Source organism: Streptomyces sp. NPDC091377 (assembly GCF_044757045.1).
In the GTDB taxonomy this organism is placed as follows: domain Bacteria; phylum Actinomycetota; class Actinomycetes; order Streptomycetales; family Streptomycetaceae; genus Streptomyces.
On the sequence record NZ_JBIVUE010000028.1, the window covers coordinates 53,546 to 65,752 of the forward strand.

11 protein-coding genes are annotated in these 12,207 nt (G+C 72.5%); 8 read left to right on the top strand and 3 right to left on the bottom strand.

Features of this window, described 5'->3' with window-relative positions:
- The first annotated feature begins 94 nt into the window (after positions 1–94).
- The 7 genes from ACIQNG_RS36455 (at position 95) to ACIQNG_RS36485 (ending at position 8,801) form a co-directional block, all read left to right on the top strand.
- Positions 95–2,902, top strand: coding sequence for a SpoIIE family protein phosphatase (locus ACIQNG_RS36455; protein ID WP_401491208.1), 2,808 nt, complete (start codon positions 95–97; stop codon positions 2,900–2,902).
- A gap of 568 nt (positions 2,903–3,470) precedes the next feature.
- Positions 3,471–4,967: an ATP-binding protein gene (locus ACIQNG_RS36460; RefSeq protein ID WP_401440454.1), complete on the top strand. Its 1,497-nt coding sequence runs from the start codon at positions 3,471–3,473 to the stop codon at positions 4,965–4,967.
- The gene (locus ACIQNG_RS36465; protein ID WP_401440453.1) at positions 4,964–5,386 is read left to right on the top strand and encodes a roadblock/LC7 domain-containing protein; all 423 of its coding nucleotides are present in this window, start codon (positions 4,964–4,966) and stop codon (positions 5,384–5,386) included. Before ACIQNG_RS36460 ends, ACIQNG_RS36465 begins: the two co-directional genes overlap by 4 nt.
- Positions 5,383–5,745, top strand: coding sequence for a DUF742 domain-containing protein (locus tag ACIQNG_RS36470; RefSeq protein ID WP_401440451.1), 363 nt, complete (start codon positions 5,383–5,385; stop codon positions 5,743–5,745). The genes ACIQNG_RS36465 and ACIQNG_RS36470 overlap by 4 nt, the downstream gene beginning before the upstream one ends.
- Entirely contained in the window at positions 5,720–6,343 is a 624-nt protein-coding gene (locus ACIQNG_RS36475) for a GTP-binding protein (protein ID WP_401440449.1), read from the top strand. Before ACIQNG_RS36470 ends, ACIQNG_RS36475 begins: the two co-directional genes overlap by 26 nt.
- Entirely contained in the window at positions 6,340–7,578 is a 1,239-nt protein-coding gene (locus tag ACIQNG_RS36480; RefSeq protein ID WP_401440447.1) for a cytochrome P450, read from the top strand. Before ACIQNG_RS36475 ends, ACIQNG_RS36480 begins: the two co-directional genes overlap by 4 nt.
- Positions 7,575–8,801: a cytochrome P450 gene (locus tag ACIQNG_RS36485; RefSeq protein ID WP_401491213.1), complete on the top strand. Its 1,227-nt coding sequence runs from the start codon at positions 7,575–7,577 to the stop codon at positions 8,799–8,801. The genes ACIQNG_RS36480 and ACIQNG_RS36485 overlap by 4 nt, the downstream gene beginning before the upstream one ends.
- A 437-nt stretch (positions 8,802–9,238) precedes the next feature.
- Here ACIQNG_RS36485 and ACIQNG_RS36490 read toward each other — a convergent pair whose 3' ends face one another.
- Both ACIQNG_RS36490 and ACIQNG_RS36495 read right to left on the bottom strand, forming a co-directional pair.
- Positions 9,239–9,412 carry a CsbD family protein gene (locus ACIQNG_RS36490; protein ID WP_401440531.1) on the bottom strand — a complete coding sequence of 58 codons (174 nt, stop codon included), beginning with the start codon at positions 9,410–9,412 and terminating at the stop codon, positions 9,239–9,241.
- A gap of 119 nt (positions 9,413–9,531) precedes the next feature.
- Entirely contained in the window at positions 9,532–9,867 is a 336-nt protein-coding gene (locus ACIQNG_RS36495; RefSeq protein ID WP_401440444.1) for a cupin domain-containing protein, read from the bottom strand.
- A 72-nt stretch (positions 9,868–9,939) separates the two neighbouring features.
- On the opposite strand from ACIQNG_RS36495, the gene ACIQNG_RS36500 reads away from it, so the two are divergent.
- Positions 9,940–10,875 carry a GlxA family transcriptional regulator gene (locus ACIQNG_RS36500; RefSeq protein ID WP_401491216.1) on the top strand — a complete coding sequence of 312 codons (936 nt, stop codon included), beginning with the start codon at positions 9,940–9,942 and terminating at the stop codon, positions 10,873–10,875.
- 52 nt (positions 10,876–10,927) lie between these two features.
- Here the strand turns inward: ACIQNG_RS36500 and ACIQNG_RS36505 are convergent, their stop codons facing one another.
- The gene (locus tag ACIQNG_RS36505) at positions 10,928–12,172 is read right to left on the bottom strand and encodes an epoxide hydrolase family protein (RefSeq protein ID WP_401491219.1); all 1,245 of its coding nucleotides are present in this window, start codon (positions 12,170–12,172) and stop codon (positions 10,928–10,930) included.
- Between the last annotated feature and the right edge of the window lie 35 nt (positions 12,173–12,207).

Sequence of the window (12,207 nt, forward strand, 5' to 3'; positions counted from 1 at the left end):
CGGCCCCCGCCGCGCCCTCCAGGACCGTGTGCGCGGCCGGTCACCTTGTGTGACACCTCTCGCCTCCCGGGTCGGAGGCGTGTAAACAGGGCACATGGTCCGGCTTTTGGGGCGCACCGGGAAGAGTCGGTCGAACCGTCGCCTCGGCGGAGGGCGCCCGCAGCGCTCGAACGGCCGCGTCCGGGAAGCCGGTGCGCCGGGCGGGTCCGACCCCGCGCGCCCCGCGTCCGGGGAGGGCGGCGGTGCGGCGGGCGAAGGCTCCGGGCCCGGCACCCTCGCGTCCCTGTGGGCGGCGCTGAGCGGACGTACGGTCGCCGGTCAGGTCTTTCTGTTCCAGGTCGTCATCACGCTGGTGCTGGTCCTGGCGGCGGTGCTGGCGCTGGTGCTCCAGGGCCGCTACGACAGCACCCGCGAGGCCACCGACCGCTCGCTGGCCGTCGCCCAGACCTTCGCGAACGCGCCCGGCACCCGCGCGGCGCTCAGCGCCCCGGATCCGACGGCGCTGCTCCAGCCCGAGGCGGAGGCCGCGCGCAAGGCGGCCCAGGTGGACTTCATCGTCGTCATGAACACCCAGGGCATCCGCTACACCCATCCGAAGCCGGACCGGATCGGCAAGAAGTTCGTCGGCAGCCTCGCCCCGGCGCTGGCCGGGCGTGCGGTGACCGAGGAGATCGAGGGCACGATCGGCCGGCTGGTGCAGGCGGTGGTGCCCATCGAGGCGCCCGACGGCAAGGTGGTCGGGGTGGTCTCGGCCGGGATCACCGCCGCGCACGTCGGCGGGACCGCCAACCGGCAGCTGCCGCTGGTGTTCGCCGCCGCAGCCGTCGCGGTGGCCCTGGCCACCGGCGGGACGGCACTCGTGTCCCGGCGGCTGCTGCTCCAGACGCACGGCCTGGGCCCGCGCGAGATGACCCGGATGTACGAACACCATGACGCGGTCCTGCACGCGGTGCGCGAGGGGGTGACCATCGTCGGCGGCCGGGGTGAGCTGCTGCTGGCCAACGACGAGGCGCATCGGCTGCTGCACCTGCCCCCGGACGCGGAGGGCCGCCAGGTGCGGGCCCTCGGCCTGGATCCGGACACCGCCGAGCTACTGGCCTCGGGGCGGGTGGTGACGGACGAGGTGCGGCTGGTCGGGGACCGGCTGCTGGCGATCAACCAGCGGCCGACCGATCTGCGCGGCGGCCCGGCGGGCAGTGTCGCCACCCTGCGTGACTCCACCGAGCTGCGCGCCCTGTCCGGACGGGCCGAGGTGGCCCGTGAGCGGCTGGACATGCTCTACGACGCCGGTGTGGCCATCGGGACCGGTCTGGACGTGAGCCGTACCGCGAAGGAGCTGACGGAGCTGGCCGTGCCCCGGTTCGCGGACTTCGTGTCGGTCGATCTGTTCGACGCGGTGCTCGTCGGTGAACCGCCGGAGGCGGGGACGGAGCTGCGGCGCGCGGCGTTCACCGGGGTCAGGACGGACGCGCCGCTGTATCCGGTGGGCAGGAGCATCCGGTTCGTGCCGTCGTCGCCGCAGGCACGTGCCCTGCGCACCGGGCAGGCGGTGGTGGAGCCCACGTTGCGGGCCGCGCCGGGCTGGCAGGCGCAGGACCTGGAGCGCACCCGGCAGATCGTGGAGTACGGCATCCACTCGCTGATCACCGCGCCGCTGCGGGCGGGTTCCCTGGTCCTGGGGCTGGTCAACTTCTGGCGGTACTCGGCGCCCGAGCCGTTCGACGCCGAGGACCGGGCGCTCGCCGAGGAACTGGTCGCGCGGGCGGCGGTCTCCATCGACAACGCCCGCCGCTACACCCGGGAGCACACGATGGCGGTGACGCTCCAGCGCAGTCTGCTGCCGCGCAGCCTGCCCGAGCAGGACGCGCTCGACATCGCCTACCGCTATCTGCCCGCGCGGGCGGGGGTCGGCGGGGACTGGTTCGACGTGCTGCCGCTGTCGGGCACCCGGGTCGCGCTGGTGGTGGGGGACGTGGTGGGGCACGGGCTGCACGCGGCGGCCACCATGGGCCGGCTGCGCACGGCGGTGCACAACTTCGCCTCCCTCGACCTCGCCCCGGACGAACTGCTGCACCTGCTGGACGAACTGGTGAGCCGCATCGACCAGGACGAGACGATCGACGGCGCCTCCGTGGTGACCGGGGCGACCTGTCTGTACGCGGTGTACGACCCGGTCACCCGGGTGTGCACGATGGCCCGCGCGGGGCATCCACCGCCCGCGCTGGTCCACCCGGACGGCAGGGTGGAGTTCGCGGACGTGCCGGTCGGGCCGCCGCTGGGGGTGGGCGGGCTGCCGTTCGAGACGCAGGACATCGAACTGGCCGAGGGCACCCGGCTGGTGCTCTACACGGACGGTCTGGTCGAGGACCGGACGCGGGACATCGACGTCGGACTGGAGATCCTGCGGTCCACCCTGGAGCGGGCGGGGCCGTCGCCGGAGGACACCTGCCGGGCCGTGGTGGACGCGCGGCTGCCGGAGCGGCCGGGCGACGACATCGCCCTGATCGTGGCGCGGACGCGGGCACTGGGCGCCGACCGGGTCGCCGAGTGGGAGGTGCCGGCCGATCCGGCGGCGGTCGCGCGGGTACGGTCGGAGGTGAGCAGGCGGCTGGCCGAGTGGGGCCTGGAGGAGGCCGGGTTCACCACGGAGCTGATCCTCAGTGAGCTGGTCACCAACGCGCTCCGCTACGGCGGTTCCGCGATCCGGGTCCGGGTGATCCGCGACCGCTCCCTGATCTGCGAGGTCTTCGACAGCAGCAGCACCGCTCCGCATCTGCGGTACGCGGCGATGACCGACGAGGGCGGGCGCGGTCTCTTCCTGGTGGCCCAGCTCGCCGACCGCTGGGGTACCCGCTATCTGCCCGGCGGGAAGGTGATCTGGGCGGAACAGCCGCTCCCCTGAACCGGTCGCGCCGGGTTGCCGGTGGCGTACGGCGCCGGGCGGTACCCGGGGGCGTGGGGGCAGCCCGTGCCGTGGACCTCGTCGAAGGCCGGGCGGGCGGCGGCGTACTCGGAGTCGCTCGGCCCGCTGTGCTCGCTCTCCGTCCCGAGGAAGACCGAACAGCTGCCCCATACCTTTGGGCCGAACAGCTGCCCCATTCCTTTGGCCCCGCGCGATCCACCAGCGGATTCTTCGGGGAAATCCCGTGCCGGCCCTGGGATTTCCTCGTAGGTCGCCTGGTCACGCTGTGTTTCTCCGGATCGCGTCCGTCCGACGCGTCGACCTGTGAGCCGCCGTCACCCGTGCGAGTCAACCTGTCACACAACTCGCTTGGCATTTGCGACAGTTGCCGCGGAAGAGGTCAACAACCGTGCAGATCCTGCGTGTGGTCGCCCCCGGGCCTCGCGATGTCCGGCGATGACAGTGTGTACTGTGCTGCGAGCATCACGTCACAGGGCCTGTTGATCTTCCCAACGTCCGGCCCGCTCCTTCCCGTTGCTCGCGCCGACCCTCCCTGGAACGCACTCGAATGATCGAACTACCGGAGCTTGCCGTCGGCGGTCTCGCCGCCGGCACCCTGTCCGCCATCGCCTTCGGCGGCGGCCTGCTGCGGTCCCGGCGGAGACAGGCCCGGCAGCGGGCCGAGATCGACGCCCTGCGCGGTCGGCTGGACGCCGCCACGACCTCCTTCCTGGCGGAACTGGAGCATCTGGTGGACCGCCGGATGCCGGCCGCCGCCCGGCAGCTCACCCATCCGCACCTCACGGTCCCGGGCCCCCGCGGACCGCAGAACGCCGGCACCCCGCTCGGTATCGCCGTGGAGGACGTGCTCAACGCGCTCCGCATCGAACTCGTGGCCCAGCGCACCCGGATCGACGCCGCCGCCCAGGCCGGGATGCGCGGCGCCACCCGGGAGATCCAGGCCGCGCTGTACCGCCTCCAGGACGCCCTGCGCGGGATGCAGCAGCGCTACGACGACCCGGAACTGACGCAGACCCTGTTCGAACTCGACCACGAGAACGAGCAGTCGTTGCGTCGGGCGCAGGTCGCGGCCGTGGTCTGCGGGGCGTGGGTGGGCCTGGCCCGCGAGGAGTCGCACCTGGTGGACGCGGTCACCGGCGGTCTCTCCCGGCTCGCCGGCTACCACCGGGTGCGGGTCAACAACCATCTGGAGGCGGGCACGGCGCTGGTCTCGCACGCCGTGGAACCGGTCGCGATCATCGTGGCCGAACTCCTCGACAACGCGCTGCGCCACTCCTCGCCCGACACCGACATCACGGTCAACCTGGAACACGTCCACCACGGCGCGTGCGTCAGCGTGGACGACGCCGGGCTCGGGATGACTCAGGACGAGCGGGTCCGCGCCCAGCGGCTGGTCGCCGGGGGCGAGCCGATCCTGCTGACCGACCTGGGCGATCCGCCCCGTATGGGGCTCGCCGCGATCGGCCAGCTCACCCGCCAGTTCGACCTGGGCGTCGACCTGTCGTCGCCGTCGCCGTACGGCGGGGTGCGGGCGGTGCTGCGGGTCGAGAGCCATCTGCTCACCCGGGTCGACCCCGACGAGAAGCCGCCCGCGGCGGCGGCCCCGCGTTCGACCCGCGGCGGCGTCGACGCGCTGTCCGTCGTCGCGGACCCGGTCACCGAGCTGCCGGTGCGGTCCGCCGAGCCGGTGCCGCATGGCTTCGGCGGGGAGCCGGAACCGGTGCCCACCATCGGGCACGAGAGCGAGCGCGAGCGCGAGGGGCTGCCGCGGCGCAGACGCCGTACCCGCGCGACGGCGCTGGCCGGCCGGGCGCCCGCACCGATACCCGCCGCACGCAGGCCGGAGGACGCCGCCGCCGCGCTCGGGGCATTGCAGTCCGGCACGGCGGCGGCCCGAGCGGACCAGGGCGACACGGACCGGAGCGAGACGGACCACGGCGACACGGACCGGGGCGCGACGGACGGCGGCGATCCGGCCGCCGTTCCGGGCACCACGGGGCACGAGACCGAACACACCGACCACGGAGAGGGAGCGGCCCGATGAGCAGCCGCGACGCGGGCGACACCGCATGGGTGCTGGATCCGATTCTGGAGGTGCCGCACGTGAGGGCGGCCGTGCTGCTGACCCGGGACGGGCTCGTGACCGGGTACACCGACGTCCTGACCCGGCCCTCGGCCGAGCGGGTGGCGGCCATTATCAGTACCGTGCAGGGCGCTTCCCGGACGGCGGCTGCGGCCTTCGCCGACCGGGAGCAGGCGGAGGTGCGCCAGATCGTCATCGAGTCCGAGCACGGTTATGTGCTGATCGTGCCGACGGACCACGGCACCGTCGTCGCCGCGCTCGGGGATCCCGAGGTGCGCCTGGACCTGCTCGCCCACCGGGTCCACTCCCAGGTGGCCCGGCTGGGCGAGAAGGCGATGGCCGCCGCGCCCCGAAGCTCCGACGGCGGCATTCCGGCATGACGGGCCGCCGCCGCGGCGGCCGTCCCCTGGTTCCCGCGTATCTGTCGACGGGGGGTGTGGCGCGGCCCAGCCGCCCGCACCTGGAGCGCCTGTCGGTGCTCACGGGCAGTGGCGAGGACCTTCCGGACGGATTGCCCGCCGCTCAACTCGCCCTGCTGGATGTGCTGGACGAGGGATCCCTCACCGTGGTCGAGGCGGCGGCCCTGCTGCGGCTGCCGGTCTCCGCCGTCCGTGTGCTGGCCGCCTGTCTGGTGGACCGTGGCCTGATCCTCGCCCGCGCGCCGATCCCGCCCGCCGAACGGTTCGCCCCCGATCTGCTGAAGAGAGTGGCCGATGGCCTCCGCGCCCTCAAGTGCTAGCGACACCGCCCGAGAGGGCGGAATCCACCTGCCCGACACCGCCCAGGAGTTATTGAAGATCCTGGTCACGGGCCCCTTCGGGGTGGGAAAGACAACCCTCATCGACTCGGTCTCCGAGATCCGCCCGCTGCATACCGAGGAGCAGCTGACCGAGGCGTCCGCACAGGTCGACGATCTCGACGGGGTGCGGGAGAAGTCGACGACGACCGTCGCCATCGACTTCGGGCGGATCAGTCTGCCGGACGGGATCGTGCTGTATCTGTTCGGCACCCCCGGCCAGGAGCGGTTCCGCTCGCTCTGGGACGACATCGCCTACGGGGCGCTCGGCGCTCTCGTCCTGGTCGACAGCCGCCGGGTCGACCAGTCCTTCGACGTGCTCGGTCTGGTGGAGGAGAGCGGACTGCCGTACGCGGTGGCCTTCAACGCCTTCCCGGACGCGCCCCGTCACTACAGCGAGGACCAGTTGCGCGAGGCGCTGGACTTGGAGATCGACACGCCTCTGGTGACGTGCGACGCCCGCAACCAGATCTCCTCGATCGACGCGCTGATCTCGCTGGTCCAGCACCTCATCGACAGCACCCCCGCGGAGCTTCCTTGACGACCTATCCTCCCGCCCAGGACACCTTCTCCCGTGCCGCGCCGGTGCGGCTGTGGGAGGACGGTTTCGCGCACGACCCCTATCGGTACTACACCTCGCTCGCCGCGCAGGGGCCGGTCGGCTGGGCCGAACTGGCGCCGGGCGTACCGGCGTACGTCGTCACCGACCGGCGCGCGGCGCTGGATCTGCTGCACGACACGGAGACGTTCTCGCATGATCCCCGGCCGTGGGAGGGGACCGTCGCCGACGACTCGCCGGTGCTCGGGATGATGCGCTGGCGGCCCAACACCCTGTTCGCCGACGGTCAGGCGCATGTCCGCTACCGCACCGCGCTGATCGATTCGTTCGATCTGATCGAGCCGCACGATCTGCGGGAGCGGGTGCACCGGGCGGTGCGGCTGCTGGTGAGCCGGTTCGGGCCGCGCGGCGAGGCCGATCTGGTGGCGGACTTCGCCCGGCCGATGATGGCGCTGGTCTTCAACAGCCTCTTCGGGCTGCCGGACAGCCACAGCGAGCGGCTCAATGTGGCCCTCGGCAAGATGATGGAGGGCGGCGCCCAGGCGGCCGAGGGGGAGGCGGAGTACGGCGTCTATGTGCTGGAGCTGATCGCCGCGAAGGTGGAGCGGCGCGGCGAGGACATGCCGAGCGCGCTGCTGGACCATCCGGCCGGGCTGAGCCCGGAGGAGGTCACCTGGCAGGTGTGGCTGACGCTGGCCGCCGGGCACGAGCCGACGGCGAACCTGGTGTCGAACGCGCTGTCGCGGATCCTCGGCAACCCGCTGTTCTACTCCACGCTCACCAGTGGCGCGCGGCCCGTGATGGACGCGGTGGTGGAGGTGCTGCACCACGAGACGCCGCTCGCCAACTACGGCATCCACTACGCCCGAAGAGCCCTCACGTTCCACGGCACCTGGATCCGCGCGGCCGTTCCTGTCGTGATCTCCTACGGGGCGCTGGCGCACTTCGCCGAGCAGGCGGACGCGTACGACGTACGGCCCCGGGACGCCTCGCACATGTCCTGGTCGGCGGGGCCGCACGCCTGCCCGGTCAAGCAGTCGGCGCTGCTCATCGCCACCGAGGCGATCGAGCGGATCACCCAGTGGCTGCCCGACATGGAGCCGGTCCTGCCCCGCGAGCGGCTGACCTGGCGTCCCGGGCCGTTCCACCGCTCGCTCACCGCGCTGCCCGTCCGGTTCAGCCCCCGCTCCCCCGACCAGCCGGGGGAGTCGCCGTGACCGCGGCCGGCCGCATACCCCTCGATCCGTTCGGCGCCGACATAGCCGCCGAGGCCGCGCGGCTGCGCGCCCTCGGCCCGATCGTGCCGGTGGAGCTGCCCGGCGGCATCCCCGCGTGGGCGCCGACCGGGTACGACACCCTCAGGGATCTGATACTCGACCCGCGGGTCAGCAAGGATCCGCGGCGGCACTGGAGTCTGTGGGGGGAGTTGGCCGACCATCCGTCGTGGGGCTGGGTGCTGGGCTGGGTCGGGGTGGTCAACATGTTCTCGACGTACGGCCCCGAGCACGCGCGGCTGCGGAAGCTGGTCGCGCCCAGCTTCACCCTGCGCCGCACCGAGGTGTTGCGCCCCCGGGTGGAGGCGATGACCGCGGAGTTGCTGGAGGCGCTGGCGGCCTCGGACGAGGAGGTCGTCGATGTGCGGGCGCTGCTCGCGCTTCCGCTGCCGATGCGGATGGTGTGCGACCTGTTCGGGGTGCCGGAGGAACTGCGGGAGACGACGGGCCGGCTGGTCGCCGCCATCATGGACACCTCCGATCCGACCCCGGAGCACGCGGCGTTCGTCCAGGAGCAGATCGGCACCGTGCTTCCGGCGCTGATCGGGTACCGCACCGAGCACCCCGGCGACGATCTGACGACCGAGCTGATCCGGGTGCGGGACGAGGACGGCGACCGGCTCAGCGACGCGGAGTTGCTGTACACCCTGCTGCTGGTCATAGGCGCCGGCTTCGAGACGACCGTGAATCTGATCGGCAACGCGGCCGTGGCGCTGTTGAGTGATCCGGCGCAGCTCGCCGCGGTGCGTTCCGGAGCGGTGGGCTGGGACGCGGTGATCGACGAGACGCTGCGGGTGCATCCGTCGATCGCCGCGCTGCCGCTGCGGTACGCGGTGGCGGACATCGAGGTCGGGGAGGTCACCGTGCCCGCGGGGGACGCCATCATCACGACGTACGCCGCCGCCGGGCTGGATCCCGCGCGGTACGGGCCGGACGCGGCCGTGTTCGACGCGGGGCGCGGCGCGGACGAGCATCTGTCGTTCGGCGTCGGGGTGCACCGCTGCATCGGCGCCCCGCTGGCCCGGATGGAGGCGCTGACCGCGCTGCCCGCCCTGTTCGAGCGCTTCCCGGCGATACGGCTGGCGGTGCCGCCCGAGGAACTGCGTCAGGTGCCGTCGTTCATAGCGTTCGGCTGGCGGGAAGTGCCGGTGCGCCTGCGCGGCTGAGGCGGGGCGGGGCAGGAGGGCCGGGAGAGTTGGGGGCCCGACCGGACCCCCGTACCGGTCGTGCCCCCACCGCTTGTTGAACCTATGTCGACCGCGGACCGATTGTGAACCGTGTCGATGCCCGCTCGGTCGCGGTGAGGGCTCAGCCGTGCACAGGTGAGTCCGGTTTGCTTCGCTTTGCATCGTCGGGGGTGCTCAGCCGGGTGGGGCGACCGCGCAACCGCCCTCGGCCGTGTGCCGGAGCCCGAAGGCCGCGATCACTGCCCGGTAGGTGTCATGGGCCTCGGCGGCCCCACCACCTCCTGCGGGATCACGCTCAAGGTGGTCGGGTGTGCACAGAGGGTCGTACTCGGTACGCGGCTCCCCTCACCCGTCCCTTCCAGTTGACCGGAGTCACCGCGGGCGGTCACGGGCGGTCGCGGGCGACCGTGGGCAGGTCAGTGGCGGAAGGCGTCCTTCGTCTTCTCCTTGGCCTGCCGTGCGTCGCCTTCGGCCTCTTTCGCGCGGCCCTTCGCCGCCATGCTCTCGTTGCCGACGGCGCGTCCGGCCTCCTTCTGGATCTTTCCCTTGGCCTGCTGGGCCTTGGCTCGGGCCTTCTCGTCCTTGGCCATGGTGTCCACGCCCTTCCTGGACCGTGCGGTCGGCGCCCGCGGGCTCGCGGGTGCCGGTTACGACCGCCGAGTACCACGGCCCATGCCCGCATAAACGACAAAATGCCAGGGACGGCCGGTCAGCTGTCCGGGTAGAAGAGGAACAGCGTGCAGCCGGTGGTGGTCGACGGAACGTGCCAGGAACCGGCCGGGGCGTGCAGGAAGGTGCCGGCCGGGTAGTCACGCGCTCCGTCGTTGAAGGTGCCGGTGAGCACGTAGACCTCCTCCGGGCCGGGGTCGTGGACATCGCGGTGCGGCCAGGAGGCGCCCGGCTCCATCTCCAGCACATGGGCCTGGGCGCCGGTCGGCCCCTGCCACAGGGGACGCAGCCGGATTCCGGGGAACAGCTCACGGACCGGGGACTCTTCGACGGCGGCGGAGGTGTAGCCCTCCTGCGCCAGGATCTCGGGATGCATGGCTGCAACAGTGCCGTGCGCGGGCCACGGCGGGACAGTGTCCGCGATGACATCATGGGGTACTTTCGTGCCATGCATCGAGTGGTGGCTCTGGTCCGGCCGGTGCAGTCGGTGTTCGAACTCGGCTGCGCCGTGGAGGTCTTCGGCACGCACCGGCCGGCGGTGCCACGGCACTACGCGTTCGAGACGTGCACGGAGACGCCCGGACTCGTGCCGACCACGGGCGGGTACGCGATGCAGGTGACGCGGGGTCTGTCGGCGCTCGCGACCGCGGACACCGTGATCATCCCGGGCTGGCTGCCGGTGGAGGCGCCGCTCTCCGAGGCCGTGCGCGAGGCGCTGCTGCGGGCGCACGCCCGTGGGGCGCGGCTGGTCACGATCTGCTCCGGGGTGTTCGCGCTGGCCCGCACCGGACTGCTGGACGGCCGCTCGGCCACCACGCACTGGTCGTACGCCGAGCGGGTCCGCCGGGAATTCCCCCGGGTACGGGTGGAGGCGGACCGGCTCTACGTGGATCACGGTGACGTCGCCACCAGCGCCGGCGCGGGGGCGGGGTTCGACCTGTGCCTGCATCTGGTGCGGCACGACCATGGGGCCGCGTACGCCGCACTGCTCTCGCGGCACATGGTGCTGCCGCCGCACCGGGAGGGCGGGCAGGCTCAGTACGCGCCGCCGCCACCGCCCGGGGAGGCGCTCGACGGCCTGCTGGAGTGGGCCGACGAACGCCTCGGCACCCCGCTGTCGGTGGCCGATCTGGCCGCGCACGTCGGTGTCTCGCCCCGCACTCTGGCCCGGCGCTTCGCCGATCAGCTCGGCACCGCCCCGGGTGCCTGGCTGCTCTCCCGGCGGGTGGCGGCGGCCCGGACCCTGCTGGAGGAGACGGATCTGTCGGTCGAGACGATCGCCGGCCGGGTCGGTCTCACCTCCGCGGTCAATCTGCGGCGCCGCTTCCGTGCCCTGACCGGGACGACTCCGGGCGCCTACCGGCGGGCGTTCCGGGTCCCGTGAACCGATGTCACGGGACCCGGGTTCCGCCCGCCCACGGGCGCCGGGTCGCCTCTCACGCGGCGGTGGGCCTGCGGTCGTGGAAGGTGCGGCGCAGGTCGCTCACCCAGGCGTCGGGGTTCTCCCAGGGGATGAAGTGGCCGCCGTGGTCGTGGGCGTTGACGTTGACGTGGTGGAACCAGTCGGCCAGCGGGCCGTTCTCGAACGCCTGGACGCGCTCGGCGGCGGTGTGGACGCCGGGCGGGTTCTCGTGGGTGACGAAGGTGAGGCCGACCGGGGCCTGCACGACCGGGGTGCGGTCGTGGACGGGGGTCCAGGGGTAGCGGTTGGCGTTGGCGTAGTAACGCATCGACGTGGCGATGGAGTTGTTCACCCAGTAGATGGTGGCGTGGGTGAGGAGGTCGTCCTTGGTGAAGACGGACTCGACGTCACCGCCGTGGTCGCTCCAGGCGTTCCAGCGCTCCAGCAGCCAGGCGAGGAGTCCGGCGGGTGAGTCGCTCAGCCCGTGGGCCAGGGTGGCGCCGTCGAGCATGTGCACGGTCAGGTGGGACGCCCAGCGGTGGTCCAGGTCGATGATCCGGGCGCGGACCTCGGCGGGCTGGTCGTCGGTGAGGGGCCGGTTCCGGGCGAAGTCCCAGGCGCGGGGACCGGTGAAGAAGTCGAGTGGCAGCCCGGAGCCGATGTGGATGCCGTACAGCTCGTCGGGGTACTTGTGGCCGAGCTGGCTGGAGACGATCCCGCCGATGTCGCAGCCCCCGGCGGCGTACTTCTCGTATCCCAGGGTCTCGGTCATCAGGGTGTGCCAGAGGTCGGCGACCTTCCAGAAATTGACGTCCGGGAAGCCGGTGAGCGGGCCGGGGAAACCGAAGCCGGGCAGTGAGGGCACGATGACGTCGAACGCGTCGGCGGGGTCACCGCCGAACGCGGCCGGGTCGGCGAGCGGGTCGATCACCTTCGACCAGTGCCAGAACGTCCACGGCCAGCCGTGGGTGAGGATCAGCGGGATCGGGCGGGGGCCGCGGCCGGGTCGGCGCAGGAAGTGCACCGGGACACCGGCGACGTCCACCTGGTAGTGCTCGTAGGCGTTGAGGGCGGCCTCGGCGGCGCGCCAGTCGTAGCCGTCCCGCCAGTGGGCGACCAGCTCGCCGAGGTAGTCGGCCGGGACGCCGTAGGACCAGTCCGCGTTGCCCTCGTCCAACGGCGGCCGGGTCAACGCGAGACGGGCGCGCAGGTCGTCGAGGACCTCGTCGGGGACATGGATCGGGGTGGGCTCCAGGGGGAAGGCGTGCGGGGCGGTCATGGCGTGGTTCCTTACTCGGACGGCGGGAACGGTGT